Origin of the sequence: Micromonospora sp. NBC_01392 (genome assembly GCF_045040125.1) — a bacterium.
Classification (GTDB): domain Bacteria; phylum Actinomycetota; class Actinomycetes; order Mycobacteriales; family Micromonosporaceae; genus Micromonospora.
The window spans coordinates 2,968,646-2,987,467 of sequence record NZ_CP109549.1 but is presented as its reverse complement, the minus strand read 5'-3'; the positions used below and the strand labels follow the sequence as shown (position 1 = coordinate 2,987,467).

Below are 18,822 nucleotides of genomic sequence, written 5' to 3'. Positions count from 1 at the left end.
GTGCAATCAAAGCGACCGCGAGGATGACCGCCACCTCGGCTCGTGAATCGCCATTTACACTCGATTCCTCCCGGTCCCGCGACTTTCGCCTGTACTGGCTCGCCGGCGGAGTCAACCTGCTCGGTTCCCAGGCCTCTGGCCTGGTGCTCCCGCTGGTGGCGCTGGCGATCAGCGGCTCGCCCACCGCCGCCGGCCTGGTCGGCGGCGTCGGTCTGGCCGGACGGCTGGTCACCGCGCCGGTGGCGGGAGTCCTGGCGGACCGGTTGCCCCGCAAGGCCATGATGGTCACCGCACTGCTGGTGGCGGCCGGGGCGATCGGCATGGTCACCGCCACGCTGGCGGCGGGCGCGGCGACCCTCGCCGTCCTGACCGGTGCCGCGTTCGTCGAGGGGGTGGCCCAGGCCGGCTACGAATCGGCCGGCGCGGGTGCCATCCGTCGAGTGCTGCCCGCCGACGACAAGCAGGCACTGGCCCGGCTCGAAGCGCGCAACCACGCCATGCGGATCGCCGGGCCAATGCTCGGGGGCGCGCTTTTCCAGGTGGCGCGCTGGATGCCGTTCCTAGCCGACGTGATGACCTATTTAATCGCCGCTGCCTGTGTCGCCGCCATCCGGACGGATCTGTCCCCACAACGGACGGCACGTCATTCGTTCCTCACCGATCTCCGGGCCGGTCTCCGCTTCGTGTGGAGACGAAAATTCCTGCGGTTCGTCACGTTCTGGGCCGCCGGAATCAATTTCGTGCTCGGGGCGCTCGTCTACCACACCATCCTGGTCACCGGCCGTCGTGGCGACCTGCCGGTGTCGATCGGCCTGATCCTGGCGATCGCCAGCGTGGGCGGCCTGATCGGCGCGCTGGCCGCTCCCGGGGTGCTGCGTCGGGTCCGCCCGGTGGTGGCCATCCCGGTCGTGTCCTGGGTGACGGTGGGCCTGGTAGCCCTCCTGGCCGTGGCCCGACAACCCTGGAGCTACGGACTCATCTTCGGACTGATCTTCCTACTCACACCCATCGTGGCCATCGTCTTCCAGTCCCGCGCCATCACCGTCACGCCCGACCATCTCCAGGGGCGGGTGGCGACGGTGATCGGCACCACCGGTGATGTCCTGCGGGTGTTCGCGCCGGTCGTCGCGGGCGCCCTGGTCGCCCGGTTCGCCCCGGGCATCGCGGCCCTGTCCCTCGCGGTGCTCACGGCCCTGCTCGCCGCATACGCGACAGTCAACGTCCGGCGGTTGCGCACCAGCGCTCCGACCGTCAGGGAGGACTGAAAGATGGCCCGCCCCTTCCGGGTCTACTACCCGGCACTGCCACTGGTGGCCGAGCACGCACCGCACCGGGCCACCTACATCGGCGACGCGGACGGCCGCTGCCAGGTCTTCGCCTGGGACCGGGCAGCCGGGGTGGCCCACCAGGTCACCGCCCGCACGGCTGGCACCAACCGCGCGGCCGTCGATCCCGCCGGCACCGCTGTCTGGTGGTTCGACGACGACCTGACCGGGACCGGAACGTGGCGGATCAGCGACTTCGACCATCCGGAACGCTCGTCCGAGGCGCTGCCGGGGATCGCGCCGGCACGGCACGCCGGCCTCGCCATGACCGCCGACGGCACGGCCATGGTCGGCCTCTCCGACGAGGAAGGCATGACGCTGTACCGGTGGACCACCGACGGCAGGGTCACGCCGGTCACCCGGATGTCCGGATACGCCCATCTGGTCGACGTGGATCCGACCGGCGACCTGCTCGTGGTCGGCCGGGACGCCGCGTCGCCGGAGGGGACGACGGTCCTCGACTCCCGCGGCGGACCGGTGGCGGTGCTGTCGGGGGGTGCGGGTCGGCGGATCTGGCCGCTGGGCTTCGCGCCCGGTTCCGGCCCCGCCCGGCTGCTGCTGGTCGTCGAGGAGGACGACGAGTACGCGATCGCCACGTGGGCCCGGGCCGACGGGCTGAGCCGGCACCGGTGGCGGTTCGACACCGAGATCACGGCGAGTTGGTATCCGGACGGGAACCGGGTTCTCGTCCGGCAGGACCGGCACGCCGGCAGCCGCCTGCACTGCGCCGACCTGACCGCCGGCACGCTGACGGGAGTTCCCACGCCGGCCGGCAGCATCCTGGACGCGGCGGTCTGGCCCGACGACGACGTGGCGTACGTCTGGACGGACTCCACCACTCCACCACAGATCCGCTCGGTCGCCGGGCTGGAGTTGCCGCGGGGACCGGAGGACGGGCCGGCTGACGAGGCGGTGTCGCTGGCCGAGTTCTGCCGGCGGAGCGAGGTCTGGGCGGCGGGAGCCGCGGGCCCGATCCACGCGCTGGTGGCCGCGCCCGCCGACCGGACCGGGCCGCTGCCCGCGGTCTTCCTGGTTCACGGCGGGCCCTTCCAACATGCCCGGGACGCCTATGAACCGCTGGTCGAGGTCCTGGTCCGCGCCGGCTGCGCGGTCGTGCGGGTCAACTACCGCGGGTCCAGTGGCTACGGTGCCGCCTGGCGTAACGACTTCCGGGCCGGGGTGGGGCTCACCCAGCTCGAGGATCTCGCGGCGGTCCGATCCCACCTGAGTGACCGGAGTGTGATCATCCCGCACCGGGTGGCGCTGTGGGGAAGCTCGTGGGGCGGCTACCTGACCCTGCTCGCCCTCGGCCGACAGCCGGAGCTGTGGCGGCTCGGGGTGGCGATCAACCCGATCGCCGACTACGCGGCAGCCTTCGAGGCGGCCACCCCGGCGATCCGCGCGCTCGACACCGCGCTGTTCGGCGGCACCCCGGGCGAGGTCCCCCAGCGGTACGCCGAATCGTCCCCGGCCAGCTACGTCGACCAGGTACGCGCGCCCACCTTCCTCGCGGTCGCCACCGACGACGTTCAGTGCCCGCCAGCACCGGTGGAGCGGTACGCCGGAGCGCTGATGCGGCGCCGGGTTCCCGTGAAACTGCTGCGGACGCGAGCCGGGCACGAGGACTTCGACGCTCGAGGTCACGTCGCCCTGATGCAGGCGGTGCTGATGTTCATGCAGCAGCACTTCGACGGCGCACGGAACGAGGGGACACCGGTCGCGCTCGCCATGGCGCGGCCGAGGGACTGACGTACCGGGCGGCGGCCTGACGGTCTACCCACGACGAGGGGAGGTGAAGAGCATGCGTAAGAACATCATCGAGAACGACCCGATCAGCGGTAACCGCGACCAGGGCCGTTCCGACGTCTCCGTGACGGTGACGGTCTCTGTCAGTTTCTGACGCAGCACGGTGGAGTGGGACCGACGGTCCGGGCTCTCGGCCGGCGACCTGCGGTCCCACTCCACCCCCACCCCCACCGTCCTGCCCGGGGCATGGTGAGCAAGGAGAGACGACGTGCGGATTCTGCTGGTCAACATGCCGTGGGCGTCCATCGATGTCCCGTCCCTGGCGTTGGGGATCCTCACCAACAGCGTCCGCCGGAGATATCCGGACGCCGAGGTGGAGGTCCTGCACGCCAACCTCGACTACGTCGACTGGGTGGTCGACCGGACCGAGTTCGGGTTACGCGACTACCAGTACTACTCGTTGTTCACCTACTTCGCCGGCTGCGGTGACTGGGTCTTCTCCTCGGCCCTCTACGACGACCCGGAGTGGCGGGTGGAGGAGTTCACCAGCCGGGTCCGCGACCAGATGTCCGAGCGGGAGTTGGCGCTCAACGTCGAACTGCACCGTTGCGCCCCCGAGTTCATCGGCGACCTCGCGGCCAGGATCGTCGAACGGGGACCGGACCTGGTGGGCTTCACGTCCACCTTCCAGCAGAACACCGCCGCGCTGGCGGCGGCCAAGCACGTCAAGCGACTCGATCCGACGATCCGTACCGTCTTCGGCGGCGCCAACTGCGACGGCGAGCAGGGCGCGGCCCTGCACCGCAACTTCCCCTTCGTCGACCTGGTCGTGCGGGGCGAGGGCGAGGCGGCGTTTCCCGGCCTGCTCGCGGCGCTGACCGGCGACGACCGGGCCCTGGCTTCCGTCGAGGGCCTGTGCTGGACGGACCGCGACGGCCGGCGGACCGCGAACCCGATGAGCACGAAGCCACTGCCGCCGGCCGAGATCGTCTCCCCCGACTACACCGGCTACTTCGAGCGGCTCGCCGCGTCCCGGGCCCGCAACTGGGTCGAGCCGAAACTGGTCGTGGAGGGGGCGCGGGGCTGCTGGTGGGGCGAGAAGCACCACTGCACGTTCTGCGGGCTGAACGGATCGTTCATGGAGTTTCGCAGCAAGCACCCGGGCGCGTTCTACGACGAGATCATCGGGCTTGCCGAGCGGCATCAGGTGCTCGACATGTTCGTGGTCGACAACATCCTCGACATGAGCTATGTGTCGACACTCCTCCCTCGGCTTGCCGAGTCCGGATACGACCTGCGGTTGCAGTACGAGATCAAGTCGAACATGAAGGGCGCGCAGGTGCAGGCGCTGGCCGACGCCGGCCTGGTGAGCGTGCAGCCCGGCATCGAGAGCCTCAGCGCCCGGGTACTCAAGATCATGGACAAGGGCGTGACCGGCTGTCTGAACGTGCGGATGCTGCGGGACGCCGAGACCAGCGGCATCACCGTCGCCTGGAACTACCTCTACGGCTTCCCGGGCGAGACCGGGGAGGACTACGAGAGCATCCTGGCGCAGTTCCCGGCCCTGCACCACCTGTCCCCGGCGGGTGGCAGCAGCCGGATCGCCATCGAGCGGTTCAGCCCCTACTTCAACCGGCCGGAGCTGGGTTTCGGCGAGCTGCGACCGGCCGCGCAGTACCTCCTGAACTACGACCTGCCCGAGTCGGAACTGATGAACCTGGCGTACATCTTCGACGTACCCCAGCGGGGCATCGGCACCGACCTGGCCGCCCGGCTCGACGCGGCGGTCACCGAATGGCAGGACGAGTACGCCCGCAGCCGCCTCACCCACCTCGACCTCGGGCACGAGATCGTCCTGGTCAGCCGCCGTCGCCACTTCGACTGGCGCGTCGTCCGGCTGACCGACGCAGGGGAGGTCGCCGCCTTCCGGCTGCTCGACCAGCCGCACAGCCTGGGCTCCCTGGCCCGCCGGCTGTCCCGGCCCGAACCGGAACTGGCGGTCCTCCTGCAACGCTGGCGGGAGCTGGGGGTCGTCTTCACCGACGGCGGGCAGTTCGTGCACGTCGCGCCCCGCTCGATGAACCAGCACCTGCTGCGCATCGACCACCTACACCCGGAACGTGTCGGCGCGCGGCCGGGGGCCGACAACTCCGAGATCCGGTCGGCCGAGCCGGCCACCCTGACCACCGTCTGAGGAGAACCACCGTGGCCATCGCCGGACCCACCCTGGCCCCCGTGCCCGTCCGTCTCGCCCACGACCACGACCGCGAGGTCGGCGACGTACCCGGGATCGACCTCGGTGTCACCGAGCTGCAGGGGCCTCCCGGCGAGGCCGTCGCCGGCTGGTTCGACGCGGGCATCCGCCACGTCACCCTGATCGACCCGGTGAACTTGGCCGTCGAGGACGACACCGCGTCCCGCGACGCGGTCCGCCGCCTGGTGCTGGTTCGGGAGCTGACCAGTCACGGGATCGGCGTCGCATGGCGGCTGCTGCTGCCGGTCGACGGCGGGGCGGACTGGCGGGTCTTCTGCCACCTCTATCCGCCGGCCGAGCTCTCCCCGGCGGCCGGGGACGAGATGGAGCCGCTCGACGCGTGGCGACGGTCCTACTACATCGACAAGTGCACCTTCCGGCGTGGCCCGGGGTTCGTGCAGGTCCGCGACCGGCGGTCCAGCCGGCTCAACCTGCTGACCATCGACGACCCGGCATATCTGGCGATGCTGGCACAGGTCATGGAGGGCGCCCCGATCGCCGACATCGACCTGGACATCGCCCGCGACTTCGCGGCCGAGGGCCTGGTCGTGCAGGTGGGCACCATGCTGGTCTGGCTGCCGTATCGGCTACGCCGCTGGCCGCTGCCTTCCATGATCATCTAGTCCGGCGGACGTGGGGCCGGCTCCGGCGATGACGGCGCCGGCCTGGCCCGCCGGCCGACGGGCCGATTTCCCGCGCCGTCCTCAACCGGAGGCCGGCCGGGCGGCGGGCGCGGCCAGGCGGTCGAGTATCCATGCGGTGATGAACGCCTCCGCTCGCCACGACCGGTCCCGCCCGCTCGGCCCGCTGTGCCCGCCGTGCATCTCGGTGCGCAACAGCACCGCTGTGGCCGGTGACAGCGACCGGATGCGGGCCACCCACTTCGCCGGTTCGTGATAGGCGACCCGAGTGTCGTGCAGGCCGGCCGTCGCGAGGATCGGAGGGTACCGGTGCGCGCCGACGTTGTCGTAGGGAGCGTACGACTTGAGGTATGCATAGACGTCGGGGTCGGCGATCGGGTCGCCCCACTCCTCCCGGTCCTGCACGGTCAGCGGCCGGCCCGGGTCCAACATCGTGGTGAGAGGATCCACGAACGGCACCTCCGCCACGATCCCGGCGAACCGGTCCGGCGCGAGGTTGGCGACGGCGCCGACGAGCAGTCCGCCGGCTGACGCGCCCCGCGCCACGAGACGGCCGGGGGCGACCCACCCCGCGTCCGTCAGGTGCTTGGCGGCCGCCAGGAAATCGGTGAAGGTGTTCTTCTTCGCCAGCAGTCGGCCGCCGTCCCACCAGGACCGGCCGAGTTCCCCGCCGCCACGCGGATGTGCGACGGCGAAGACCACCCCCCGGTCCACCAGGGACAGCAGCGTCGGCGAGAACCACGGGTCAGCCGGCGCCTGGTAGGCGCCGTAGGCGTACAGCACGCCGCCGATGCGGGCGGTGTCACGCCGGGCCAGGATGGACACCGGCACCCGTACGCCATCCGGAGCCGTCGCCCACTCCCGGTGCTGCTCGTAGTGTTCGGGCCGGAATCCGCCCCCCACCCTGGTCCGCCGACGCAGCAGCAACTCGCCCGAGCCGAGGTCGCAGTCGTAGACCGACTCGGGCGTGACGAGCGACGCGTATCGAAGCCGGAACAGCGTGGTGGAGTACTCCAGGTTCCGATCGGGCCGGACCGTGTGGATCGGCTCGGGGAACGCGACGTCACGGATCCGGTTGCCGTCCGGGGACAGGATGCGCAGCCCGGTCAGGCCGTCGCGGCGCAGCGCCAGCACCGTGTGCTGAGCAAACGCGTACACCTGGGTGAGTCGGACACCGGGGACGTGCTCCACCAGGGAATGCCAGGCGCCCGGGGCGGCGGCCGGGGTCCAGGCGAGCGTGAAGTCGGGGGCGCCAGCGTTGTGCAGGACCAGGAACCGGTCTCCTTGGTGGTCGACCGTGTAGTCGACGCCGGGACGTCGGGGCGCGACGACGACCGGCGGGCCGTCGGCCCGGTCCGCGGCGATCACATGCACCTCGCTGGTGGTTCGACTGCGCGAGGTGATGACGATGAATCCGCGGGAGCGGCTGAGGGCGACCCCGAGCCGGAACTGACGGTCGGGCTCCTCGTGGACCAGAAGGTCGCCGGACGATGAGCCGATCGTGTGCCGCCAGATCCGATACGGGCGGCCGGTGACGTCGGCGGTGACGTAGAACAGCCTGGTTCCGTCGGCGGACCACGCCGATCCGTAGCTGACGTCGGGCATCCGGTCGGGCAGCAGGGTGCCGCTGCACAGATCCTTGATCTGCAGGGTGAACCGCTCGTCTCCGGTGTGGTCGACACCGTGCGCCAGCAGCCGACCGTTCGGACTGACGTCGAAGATGCCGAGATTGAAGTACGGCGAGTCGCCCGCGAGGATGTTGCGGTCCAGCAGCACTTCCTCGCCGGGCAAGGGGCCGCCGGCCCCCGCCGCACCGCCGACCTCGGGCGGGGCTGTCGCACCCGCCGACGCCGCGACGCGGCAATGCAGGAAGTAGGGCCTACCCGCCTCGGTGCGGTTGTAGTACCAGTAACCGTCCTTGAGCACCGGCACGGTCAGTTCGGCCGGCGGCGTTCGGGACCGGAACTCGTCAAGCAGCAGGTTCCTCAGACCCGCCAGGTGCGCCGTCGCCGTCGCCGTGTGGTCGGCCTCCGCGCTGAGATAGGCGATCGTGTCGGGGTCCTCACGCTGCTGCAGCCACGCATACTCGTCGATGACCGTGTCACCGTGGTGGACGCGCGGGGTCGCGATCCGCTTGGCTCGTGGGGGCACCGGACGCTTCATGCGACCCACGCTAGGGCGGCGCCGGTCGCGGACGATAAGAATGTCTGGGCACGCCGAGCGTTCTATAGTACGGTTGCCGTATCGGGTTGACATGGTCCCCGACATTCGTCCAGGTGGGTTCCCATCTTGAGGACTGATTCTTTCGCACCGCAATCCATTGCATGACCAGGTCTATTGGTGCATCGATGGCGTTGATGGGGAGTGGAGATGGACGAGCCACGCTGGAACGAGGTCTATCTGATCGCGAGCGCGCGTGGGATCTCGGTGTGCGGTGACCTGCTCGCCGCGACGGCGCTGGCTATCGTGCTGCAGCAGCAGGGTGCCGGCGGATACACCGTGGCCGCGTTGCTGCTCAGTGCGGCCCTGCCGCCGGTGCTACTGGCCAGGTTGACCGGACGGATCGCCGACCGGCTCGACAGCCGCCGGATCATCATGGCGGTCGCGCCGCTGCAGGCGTTGTGCTGCCTGGCGATGCTCACCACGTCGGTCCCTGGGATGCTCATCGCCCTCAACGCGCTGCTGGCGTGCGGGGTCGCCGTCACCCAACCGGTGTTCGCCGCGCTCGCGCCCGCGATGGTGGGCGTGGACAACGTCCCACGGGCAAGCGCGATCACCCAGACGTTCACGTCCGCGGGGATGTTCGCCGGGCCGGTGCTCGCCGGCGTCCTCGTCTCGATCGACGGACCGAGGTTGCCGCTGGTGCTCGACGCGGCCAGCTTCCTGGCCATCGCGCTGGTGGGTCTGGTGATCCGCACCAGCCGCGCCCACCGGCAGCCGGCGCCGTCCGCACCGCACAGCCCGCCGGTCGTGGCCTACCGGGTGCGTGACGACCGCGTGCTGCTCGTCGCGCTGGTCATGGTGGCGGCGGTCGTCGCGGCGGCGAACCTGATGGATGTCGCGGTCGTCTTCTTCGTCCGCGGCACGTTGCACGCCCCCGCATCGATGTACGGCCTCGTCATGGGTAGTTGGATGCTCGGCCTGGTGTTCGGGGCGTGGGCGGCGGCGCGTGGCCGGACCGACGACCATGGCTACCTGGTCAGGCTGGTCGCCGGCCTTGCGCTGGTCAGCGCCGGCATCCTGGCCGGCGGCACCGTCAGCCACGCGGGCTGGGCGATACCGGCGTTCGTGATCGGCGGGATCGGCAACGGCATGCTGGGCTCCGCGGCCGGAACGCTCGTCGCGCGCCGTACGCCGGAGGAGGCGCGGGGAATGGGGTTCGCCACCCTCGGCGCGGTGATCAATGGAGCGATGGTGGCCGGGTTTCTGATCGCCGGTGGACTCCTGGAGGTCATCTCACCGCGTCTGGTGCTCATCTGGTCCGGCGCGTCCGCACTGGTCCTGGTGCTCGCGAGTGCGGTGCCGGTCCTGACGATGAGTCGCCGGCAACGGCACGCGGCAGACGATTCCCTCACGCTCGCTGGTGCAGCAGGCCGGAACGGATGACGACGGCGACCAGCGTCGCCCGATCGACCCCCTTGGGAAGGCCGAGTTTTTCGGCAACATACTTGATGTGGGCGTCCACCGCTCCCGCACTGATCGGGTGCCCCCTGCCGGACAGCCGGCGGGCCATCTCGGCCGACGTGGGCAGCACCGCGTCCATCTCGCCGCGCAGCCGTTCCCCGCACAGTTCCCCGAGCACCGCGAAGTACGTGGACCGTTGGTCGAGCAGCGGCCTGCGGGCCGCCACCTTCTGGCAAACGGCGCACGGCCTGGGCGACGCACGGATGTATCGCGGTTCGTGGCCGAACACGGAGACCTTCGGTCCGGAAGACGCAGCGGTCAGGTCGATATGTGCGAGCTCGAACGGCACCGGCACGTCCAGCCGCTCGGGGTCGACGATGATGTACTGGTACCAGTCATCCATGTTCTGCACGGTGACGGGATGCCGATCGGACAGATTGCTGAGCAGCCAGAAACTTTCCCGGGCGGTGATCCGCCAGCTCAACGGTGGCGCGGCCGCGGCCAGCACCGGCAGATCGAAGGGGCATCGTCTGCATTGACAGACGCCGATAGTCGCACTTTGCCCTGAAGTCAGGGTGACCTGACTTGACTGGACCCCGGGGTACGTGGGGCCCTGAATGATGATCTTTTTCATTGTCCCCGTTCCACTGGCTAGACTCACAGTTCACAGTGATATGTCTCACGAGCTGCCATGGAGTGCGACCCGAGCGCGGGCCAGCTTCGCCGAACTTACCTCGACCCCGAGTTCCCAACAAGGACCCGAGTTCCATAAACACGCATCGTAAACGTGCATGATTTGCTGTCGGGACATTGACCAGCAGCATTGCCATATCTGATCGCCATGCGGCATGACGCTCGGTGAGCCGCAGACGGCTCTCATATCAGAGACCCCGCCCACTGGCAACTACTGCCCGTCTCGGCTTTCCGCGATATCCGGCACTCTTCTCCTGTGCCAGGCTTGCTCTCGGTTGGCCCACTGATGCATTTGGTCAGCCAACTCGTCGATATCGCGAGCAAATGTTCCGTCGATCACTGATTGGAGGTGTGGAAAATGGACCTCGAATTCATCGAGACCTCCGCCGACCTGCGGGCCCTCTCGTACTTCAACGCGATCGCGTGACCGAACCGTGGTGCTGGTGGGGCGAATCGCTCCACCAGCACCACCTCGCTTGTTACAGTTCTTGAGAATGGATGAAAATGCGTACTCCGACATTCGAGGAGCTCGCCGGCGACGAGGCTGAGTTCTTCGCGAATCACTTCAACCAGACCCCACTGCTGCGGCGGGCCGCGCTGTCCGGAGACTCCCGCGACGTCCTGTCCGTCGCGGACCTCGACGAACTCCTGCATCTCGAAGCCATCCGCCCGCCGTACCTCGCCATCACCAAGGACGGCGACGGTGTGCCGGAACGGGCATACACCACCCTGACCCGCGTCCAGGGCACCACGGTCACCGACACGGTCGTGGCGGAGCGCGTCTACGAGCTGTTCCGCACCGGGGCCACCCTCACCTGGAGTTCCCTCAACCACGTGCTGCCCTCGGTGCGGGCGCTGACCCGGATGCTCGCCACCAAATTCGCGGCCCGCAGCGACGTGGTGGCCTTTCTGACGCCGGCGGGCCGGCAGGGCTTCTCACCACACCACGACCCGGTCGACCTGTTCATCATCCAACTCGAAGGCACCAAGCACTGGAAGCTGTGGGAGCCGCCGGCGACGCGCCGCGGCGACATCGGACACTACAAGCTCGAAGAACTCGGCACCCCGGTGATCGAGACGACCCTGCAGGCCGGCGACGTGCTCTACCTGCCCTACAACACGCCGCACGTGGCGGCGGCCGAGGACCAGGTCTCGCTGCACCTGTCGGTGATGGTGCGGCCGAGGATGTGGCGCGATCTGCTCGGCCTGGCCGTCGAACGGCTGCTGGACACCGAGGGATTCTGGCAGTTCCCCTACCTGCACGAAAGCACCGTCACCGACCTCGTCCCGACCTTCACCGACCACGCGGCGCTGCTGGCCGAGCGGCTACGGGAGATCGACGTCGAGGCCGAGCTGCGCCGGCTGATGACGCTCGGACAACACTCCGAGGGCACCGCCCAGGGCAACGAGTTCCAGACCATCGCGGCCCTGGACGCCATCGGCGGGAGCACGCTGCTGCGGCGTACCGACGTCGCCGTGACGTTCCAGGAGAGCCGGGACGGCCGGACCAAGACCAAGGTCAACGGCCACACCATCGCGATTCCCAGCGCGGTTGCGGCGACCCTCGAACGGATGACCAGCGGCGAGCCGGTCCCCGCCCGGGAGATCAATCCCGATGTCGAGACCGAGCGCTCGGTCGGCATCGCCCAGGCGCTCGCGCGACTCGGCGTCCTCACCGTCGCGCGCTGACCGGGCGGGGTCCGATGTACACCCCGACGTTCGCCGAACTCGCGGGCGACGAGAAACAGTTCTTCGCACACCACTTCAACCAGGCGCCACTGTTGCGCCGGGTAGCGCTGTCCGACGATCCTCGGTCCGTCCTCTCGATCGCCGACCTGGACGGCCTGCTGCACCTCGAAGCGATCCGGCCGCCGTATCTCGGCGTGACCGTCGACGGTCAGGCGACGCCACTGGCGGCGTACACCGCGCCGGTCCGCGTGCAGGGCGCCATGGTGGCCGACGTTGTCGTGCCGCAGCGGGTGTACGAACTGTTCCGCACCGGCGCGACGGTGACCTGGAGTTCGGCCGAGCAGCTCAGCCCGTCGCTCCGGGCGCTCACGGCGGTGCTCGCCGAGAGGTTCTCGGCCCGCAGCAGCGTGACCGCCTTCCTCACCCCGGCCGGGCGGCAGGGCTTCTCTCCGCACCACGACCCGATCGACGTGTTCGTCATCCAGGTCGAAGGCACCAAGCACTGGAAGCTGTGGGAGACGCTGGCACCGCGCAAGGAGACCTTCGGTCACTACCGGATCGAGGAACTGGGTGAGCCGGCGTTCGAGGCGGTGCTGGAGCCGGGCGACGTGCTGTACATGCCGTACAACACGCCCCACGTGGCGGTGGCCGAGGACCGGGTGTCGCTGCACCTGTCGGTGAGCGTCCAGCCACGGTTGTGGCGCGACGTCCTGGCGGTCAGCGTACGGCGGCTCCTCGACAGCGGGGAGTACGGCGACGCCGCTCGTTCCGACGAAGCGGCACTGGCCCGCTTCGCTGCCCGGCTGGACCAGCTCGACGCGGCTGCGGAACTGCGCCGCCTGATCGACCGCAGGGAGCTCCCGTGATCCGCAAGGTCCTGATCGGCGCGCTGGGCGCGCTGGTCGCCGCATGGCTGACCGCCTTCGCGGTGCCCGCCGATCCCACGCCGACCATCAAGGTGCCCGCCCCCGCCGACGTGCTCGACAGCCGTAACGGCGTGATCTTCGAGTCGCACGACGCGGACGGGGCCAACACCATGTTGCCCGCTGACCAGGCCATCGAGAGTGCGGTCGGACAGGTCAATCCACGCCGGCAACCCGATTCGGCCAACTCCGACCGCCAGTTCAACTGAAGGGAGCACGCGCATGCCGCGGTTGGTGATCAGACCCCCCGGCTGGATGCAGTCCGGGCCGGCCCGCGTCGCGCAACGGGCCGTCCGTCTCCTGCCCCTGCTCGTCGTCACGGCGTACGCGGTGTCCGTCATCGGGTACAACCTGCCGCCGTCGCCGCTGAAGGTGCGGTTGCAGTCGACCCTCGACGCCATCGTCGACCCCTACCTGACGCAGCGGTGGCGACTCTTCGCACCCAACCCGCCCAACGGCAACTACGACGGCTGGCTCCAGGTCGAGTACCGCACCGGCGGCACCACGACGACCAGCCCGGTGCTGTCGCTCACGCAGCCGCTGATCGCCGAGGCCAAGGCGCACCGGCTCTTCCCGCCCCGGGTCGACCGCACCGTGCTGAACCTCGGCTATTCGCTCTCCGACATCGCGACCTCGGAGACCAAGCTCGAGCGGCTCATCGCGAGTCGACAGAACGGGCAGCCGCTGACCGACCCCGCCGATCCCCGCCACCCGATCAGCGTGCAGGAGGCCAGCATCCTGCCAGCCGGCTGGCAGGAGTTGGAGGGCGCCGGGCAGATGAGTGACACCGAGTACCTCGCCGCGGCCCGAGAGAGCCTGGCCGGTGCCCGCAAGCAGGTGAGCGGGCAGATCGGCCGGCTCGCCTCGATGATGGTGCCCGGCGTCCAACTCGACGGCGAACCGGTGCGGGTGCGGGTCTTCTACACCTGGACCGCGATCCTGCGCTTTTCCCAGCGGCACGAGGCGAACCCCGAACAGGACCCGCCCATCCGCATCGCCGACACCGGCTGGATGTCCTACCAACCCCCGGAGCGGTGAATGTCCACCTTCCTCGACCGTTTCGCCACCGGCCGCCGACGACTGATCGGCCTGTCCCTGCTCAGAATCGGGCTCGGCGCCACCACCGCCCTCATCTACCTGGCCAACTTCCCGTACCGCGACGCCCTCTACGGGCCGAACGGGACCACCAGCTTCGCCAGCTTCAGCGCCTCGCAACACTCCTCCGGGAGCGTCTTCTCCCTCTATCGCCTCAGCGACGGTGACACATGGTTCAACGTGGTCTACCTTTCCGGGCTGGTGGCTGCCTTGGTCTGGACCGTCCTGGGCGGAAGGACACTGACCCTGGTCAACGCGATCTTCATCTGGTCACTTGACCAGCGCAATCCCAACGTGCTCGACGGCGGCGACAACCTGGCCCGGATCCTGTTGCTGCTGCTGGTGTTCGTCACCACCAACGCGTACCTCAGCCCGCTCGCCGCGCGCACCCGCGCCCGGCTGGCAGCGACCAGCGACCAGCCGACGCTGCTCAACAGTGTGCACAACGCCGCTGCGGTGCTGGTTGTCTTCCAGATCTGCGTCGTCTACGCCGTGTCCAGCTTCTGGAAGATCGTCGACACCCGCTGGCGCGAGGGCAACGCGCTCTACTACATCAGCCAACTGCACCAGTTCCAGTACAGCGACACCGCCACCGCGCTCCTGCACAACGCGGCACTGGTGACGCTCGCCTGCTACCTGACCATCACGGTGCAGATGGCGGTGGTGTTGCTGGTGCCCAGCCGCAACCGGCGGCTCCGCGAGATCGCGCTGCTGCTGGTGATCGGCATGCACCTCGGCATCGGGGCCACCATGGGCCTCGTCAGCTTCGCGCTCTACATGATCGCCGCTGACTGTGCGCTGCTGTCCGACGGCGACTACCGCGCGACCCGCGACTGGCTCAGGCGGCGCTTCGCGTCGGTGTACCGCCGGAACGCTCCGGTCTCGCCGGCAGTACCGGCCCCCGAGCCCGACCTGGTCGGTGGTGCCCGATGAGTGAATGGTCGTCCTCCGCGCAGTACCTGCGCAACGAGGCCGGGCACTACGACGACGAGATCGGCGCCGGCTGGCCCACCGAGCCGACGGTCCGATTCCTCAGGGATCTCGTCGGTGCCGGCAGCCGGGTCCTGGAGTTCGGTGTCGGCACCGGCCGTATCGCCCTGCCGCTCGGGTCCGGCTCGGGCCTGAAACTCACCGGCGTGGACAACTCCGCGGACATGCTTGCCGTGCTGGGCACCAAGGACCCGGCCGGCCTGATCCAGACGCGCCACGCGGACATGGTCGACGTCCAGCTCGACGAACGCTTCGACCTCGTGTACTGCGTGTTCAACACCATCTATTCCCTGCCCGACCAGGACACGCAGGTCGCCTTCCTGCGCAACGCCGCACGTCATCTCGCCGACGACGGCCGCCTGGTGCTGGAAACCCAGATGATCGGGTTGTCCGACTTCGTCAACAACAAGATCATCGCACCCACGCAGATCCGGCCCGACCGCACCGAGCTTGTCATGATCCTGCACGATCCGGCGGAGCAGACCCTGGTGCGGCAGACGGTGAACTTCCGCGCTGACGGCGTGCACCTCGCGCCGTTGCGGATGCGCTACGTCTGGCCCGCCGAGCTGGATCTGATGGCGCGCCTGGCCGGACTGGGCCGCACCGGCCGATTCGGCGGCTGGTCCCGGGAGCCCTTCACCGGAACCGGCGTCTGCATCTCGATCTACCAGCACAGGAGTGATCTACAGTGACGTTTGTCGACATCTTCGGGTCGCCGACCGAGTTCGCCACCGTGCTGGCCCGCGAGGCCGTCGTGCGCAGGCAGGCCATGCGGTGCCCACCCGGCGACCTGCTCACCGTGCGCGACCTGGATCGCCTGCTCCGGTCCCGCACCATTCGCGCAGCGGACATCCGGATCGCCGCCGAGAACACCATCATCGTCCCGGTCGAGTACACCGCGGTGGCCGAGTCCTCGGGCGGTGTGCACGCCGAATACGCGGTGGCCGAGCGGGTGTACCGCTACTTCGAGGCGGGCGCCACGCTGATCTGGCCGCATCTGCAGCGCTTCGTGCCGGCTCTGTTCGACCTGGCCCGCGACGTGGCGGCCACCGTGGGAACCCCGACCTGGGTCGACGGCTGCCTGACCCCGGCCGGACGGATGGACCTGGTCGTCCACGACCGGCCGGTGGAGATAGCCATTGTCCAGCTCACCGGTACCCGCCGGTGGCGGGTCTGGCCGACGAAGCCCCAGCACGCCGACACCAGCCGTGTCGGCGCATCGGGTGAGCCGGCCGTGGACACCGTCCTGGAACCCGGCGACGTCCTCTACGTGCCCTCCCACTCGCCGTACGTGGGCGACTACGGCGGCAACCTGTCGCTGCACGTGAGCGTGACGTTCCGCCAGCCCACGTGGCGGAACCTGATGACGGACCTGGTGGCCGATCTGCTCCTGGACGACGACTTCCTGGAGCGGCCGCTGCCGGTCGACGCAACCGGGCCGGTTCTGCCGGCCCGGCGCGACGCACTGCTGCACCGATTGTCCGCGCTCGAACTCGACGACCTCGCCGCACGACTGCGCACCGACCCGGACGCCACCCCGTCGCTGGGCGTCCTTCCCGGCGCGCGACCGTCACATGAGCCGGGCCGGTTCGCGCAGCTCGCCGACGCCGACCGGGTCGAACTGGACGACGACATCGAGATCGGCCCGTCCTGCATCGTTGCCGACGACGCGGTGACCGTCGACGCGACCACGTATCGCCTGGACGCAAGACTGGTCGACGCGTTGCGCGAACTGCGCGACACCGGGGGCCGGTGGCCGGCCGGCAAGGTGGCGGCCGTCGTCTCCGCCGACCCGCACCGCGTGATTCGCGCGCTGGTACGGGCCGGCGTCCTCCGCCAGGCCGCGTGAGTCCGACGAGCCTTTCACCCCGCAGACCGCCATCCGGGCGGGACGGCCCGGAGTGGCGATCAGCCGATCCGGAACTGCTCGCCGTAGACGGCGAACACCAACGGGGTGTTCAGGTCGAGGTTGCCGTTGGCGAGGAACACCCGCTGTGCCGTGTCGACGCGGGAGGTGTCCGAGTGGGCCGCCTCCTTCTTCATCTCGACGACCCGCTCGTCGAGGAACGCGTTGAGCCAGGTCCGCTCGTTGCCGCCCTGTGCCGGGGGCTTCGCCCGGGCGAGGGCGCGGCTGCGGATCTGACGCATGCCCTCGTACCCGTGCATGACCGCCGCGTCGTAGTAGGCGAACTGGCCGAGCGCCCGGACCCCGTCGTTCTTGCCGTCGCGGACCGACGGGTCGAAGTAGACCCGGTCCCGCTCGGCCTCCTGCGCGGCGCGGAACACCGAGTCGTTGGCCGCGGTACGCCAGTCGCGGGGGTAGTTCGGGTCGAGGCCCGCGTGCGACGCGGTGCCGTTGACGGCGCGCAGCGCCGGCAGGTAGCCGGCCAGCACGTTGCCGGGCTTGGTGTTCGTGTACGCCTGGACCAGTTCGAGCATGTCGCCGGTGCCGGAGCAGAAGCCGATGATGCCGGCGGTGTAGCCGCGACCGTCGCCGATGTCCTCGATGTAGGAGAACTGGGCGCGCCAGTCGAGCGAGGAGTTCTCGGCCGCCGAGACGAGCTGCATGGCGATGTCCTTCTTCGCCGGGTCGTCGAGGTTGGCGCCGGCCGGGACGGTGGTGGTCGGGGTGGGGGTGGGATTGCCGCCGCCGGGAAGGGCCCACTGCTGGTTGGCGGTGCCGCCGCAGGTCCAGATCTGGAGTCGGGCGCCGTTCGCGGTGCTCCGGTCGGTGACGTCGAGACACTTGCCCGAGGCGGTGTTGACCAGGGCGCCACCGCCGGCGGCGGTCCACTTCTGGGCGCCGGTGTTGTTGCAGTCGTACAGCTGGATCTTGGCGCCGTTGGTGGTCGACGCGGCGGTGACGTCGAGGCACTTGCCGAGCGCGCGGATCGAGCTGTCGCTGTTGCCCACCGTCCACGTCTGGGCCGCGGTGCCGTTGCAGTCGTAGAGCTGCACCGCCGTGCCGTTGGCCGGGTCGGCCCCGGCCACGTCGACACACTTGCCGGCCAGGCCGGTGATCGGGCCGGCGGTCGCGGCGCTGGCCGACGGCAGGCCGTAGCCGGCCACCGCGATGCCGGTCAGCAGGGTGCCCACGGCGTAGGCGACTGTCCTTCTGCGCACCATGACGTTCCTCGGGGAAAGGGCGGCAAGCCGCCGGCCGGGTCGGTGCCCGACGCGACCGTGGCCCAGCGGGCATACGAGAATCAGTAAACTGTACTAACAGATAGCAGCACGTCGATCGACTGTCAATCGGGGCCGCCCGGCGAGGGCAGCGGTGTCGGCCTCGGCCCGGTCCCGGGTGGACCGGGCCGCGATGCCGGTTCGGACCGCCGACGGTCGGCGTGTCCGGCCGTCAGGTCCCAGTTGACGAACCAGGTCATGAGGCCGCGGAAGTTGGGGTTCGTTCCGCTGCGCGGATGTAGGCCCCGCAGTTCTGGCCCCGGACGAGGCAGGTGACCGCCTGTTGCACGCCGGCGGGCGCGAGGTAGCCGTTGGACGGCACCACCCAACGCCAGCTCGCCCCGACCGTGACGAACGTCGGCGCGATCAGCTTGCACCGCCACGGTGTTCCTCACGCCCCTGACCACCTGAGACCGGGCGCGGGACCGCAGGACGGGGACGAGGCTGCCGATCCGGTGGATGACGCCATGCGAGATATCGATGAACGAGGATTGACGGTTCGTCCGTCCGGGTTTTATAACGTTAGACGGACGGCGACGACGGCACGACGGTCGCCGCCGTTCGCTCCCGGAGATCCCATCGGTATCCGCGCCCGGACTCGGGACCGGACCTGACCTGATCGGCCGCCCGACACCCGCCAGCCGCCGGCGGCGCAGCTC

Annotated in this window: 15 protein-coding genes and 1 pseudogene; 12 read left to right on the top strand and 4 right to left on the bottom strand. The window is 69.7% G+C overall.

The window, feature by feature from the left end; translation table 11 throughout:
• Window positions 1-23 precede the first annotated feature (23 nt).
• The 4 genes from OG767_RS13685 to OG767_RS13670 all read left to right on the top strand — a co-directional run bounded on the left by OG767_RS13685 (window position 24) and on the right by OG767_RS13670 (window position 5,948).
• Window positions 24-1,265: an MFS transporter gene (locus OG767_RS13685; RefSeq protein ID WP_405093730.1), complete on the top strand. Its 1,242-nt coding sequence runs from the start codon at window positions 24-26 to the stop codon at window positions 1,263-1,265.
• Between the two features lie 3 nt (window positions 1,266-1,268).
• Complete coding sequence (locus OG767_RS13680) at window positions 1,269-3,074, top strand: alpha/beta hydrolase family protein (protein ID WP_405093729.1); 1,806 nt, start codon at window positions 1,269-1,271, stop codon at window positions 3,072-3,074.
• Between the two features lie 265 nt (window positions 3,075-3,339).
• Window positions 3,340-5,265 carry a RiPP maturation radical SAM C-methyltransferase gene (locus OG767_RS13675; RefSeq protein ID WP_281940177.1) on the top strand — a complete coding sequence of 642 codons (1,926 nt, stop codon included), beginning with the start codon at window positions 3,340-3,342 and terminating at the stop codon, window positions 5,263-5,265.
• Between the two features lie 41 nt (window positions 5,266-5,306).
• A complete protein-coding gene (locus tag OG767_RS13670; protein WP_405093728.1) occupies window positions 5,307-5,948 on the top strand; it encodes a DUF5825 family protein in 642 nt (213 codons plus the stop codon).
• An 81-nt stretch (window positions 5,949-6,029) separates the two neighbouring features.
• Here the strand turns inward: OG767_RS13670 and OG767_RS13665 are convergent, their stop codons facing one another.
• Window positions 6,030-8,129, bottom strand: coding sequence for a S9 family peptidase (locus OG767_RS13665; protein ID WP_405093727.1), 2,100 nt, complete (start codon window positions 8,127-8,129; stop codon window positions 6,030-6,032).
• A 207-nt stretch (window positions 8,130-8,336) separates the two neighbouring features.
• Here OG767_RS13665 and OG767_RS13660 point away from each other — a divergent pair, with 207 nt between their 5' ends.
• Window positions 8,337-9,572, top strand: a complete 1,236-nt coding sequence (locus tag OG767_RS13660) for an MFS transporter (RefSeq protein ID WP_405093726.1) — start codon at window positions 8,337-8,339, stop codon at window positions 9,570-9,572.
• Here OG767_RS13660 and OG767_RS13655 read toward each other — a convergent pair.
• Window positions 9,538-10,098, bottom strand: a complete 561-nt coding sequence (locus OG767_RS13655; RefSeq protein ID WP_405093725.1) for a hypothetical protein — start codon at window positions 10,096-10,098, stop codon at window positions 9,538-9,540. The two genes, OG767_RS13660 and OG767_RS13655, sit on opposite strands and share 35 nt — an antisense overlap.
• Window positions 10,099-10,787: 689 nt before the next feature.
• Here OG767_RS13655 and OG767_RS13650 point away from each other — a divergent pair.
• Genes OG767_RS13650 through OG767_RS13620 form a run of 7 tightly spaced genes read left to right on the top strand, consistent with a single transcriptional unit; the run spans window position 10,788 to window position 16,829 of the window.
• The gene (locus tag OG767_RS13650) at window positions 10,788-11,972 is read left to right on the top strand and encodes a cupin domain-containing protein (RefSeq protein ID WP_405093724.1); all 1,185 of its coding nucleotides are present in this window, start codon (window positions 10,788-10,790) and stop codon (window positions 11,970-11,972) included.
• Between the two features lie 14 nt (window positions 11,973-11,986).
• On the top strand, window positions 11,987-12,838 hold the full coding sequence (locus OG767_RS13645) for a JmjC domain-containing protein (protein WP_405093723.1): 852 nt from the start codon (window positions 11,987-11,989) through the stop codon (window positions 12,836-12,838).
• Window positions 12,835-13,104, top strand: coding sequence for a hypothetical protein (locus tag OG767_RS13640; protein WP_405093722.1), 270 nt, complete (start codon window positions 12,835-12,837; stop codon window positions 13,102-13,104). Before OG767_RS13645 ends, OG767_RS13640 begins: the two co-directional genes overlap by 4 nt.
• A 25-nt stretch (window positions 13,105-13,129) precedes the next feature.
• Window positions 13,130-13,933: a DUF5819 family protein gene (locus OG767_RS13635; RefSeq protein WP_405093721.1), complete on the top strand. Its 804-nt coding sequence runs from the start codon at window positions 13,130-13,132 to the stop codon at window positions 13,931-13,933.
• Window positions 13,934-14,923: a hypothetical protein gene (locus OG767_RS13630; RefSeq protein ID WP_405093720.1), complete on the top strand. Its 990-nt coding sequence runs from the start codon at window positions 13,934-13,936 to the stop codon at window positions 14,921-14,923.
• On the top strand, window positions 14,920-15,672 hold the full coding sequence (locus OG767_RS13625; protein WP_405093719.1) for a class I SAM-dependent methyltransferase: 753 nt from the start codon (window positions 14,920-14,922) through the stop codon (window positions 15,670-15,672). Before OG767_RS13630 ends, OG767_RS13625 begins: the two co-directional genes overlap by 4 nt.
• Window positions 15,669-16,829: a JmjC domain-containing protein gene (locus OG767_RS13620; protein WP_405093718.1), complete on the top strand. Its 1,161-nt coding sequence runs from the start codon at window positions 15,669-15,671 to the stop codon at window positions 16,827-16,829. The genes OG767_RS13625 and OG767_RS13620 overlap by 4 nt, the downstream gene beginning before the upstream one ends.
• A 59-nt stretch (window positions 16,830-16,888) precedes the next feature.
• Here OG767_RS13620 and OG767_RS13615 read toward each other — a convergent pair whose 3' ends face one another.
• Together OG767_RS13615 and OG767_RS13610 are read right to left on the bottom strand one after the other, a co-directional pair.
• Complete coding sequence (locus OG767_RS13615) at window positions 16,889-18,106, bottom strand: chitosanase (protein ID WP_405093717.1); 1,218 nt, start codon at window positions 18,104-18,106, stop codon at window positions 16,889-16,891.
• Window positions 18,107-18,228: 122 nt separating this feature from the next.
• Window positions 18,229-18,488: pseudogene (locus OG767_RS13610) on the bottom strand (hypothetical protein); the annotation flags it as partial.
• Between the last annotated feature and the right edge of the window lie 334 nt (window positions 18,489-18,822).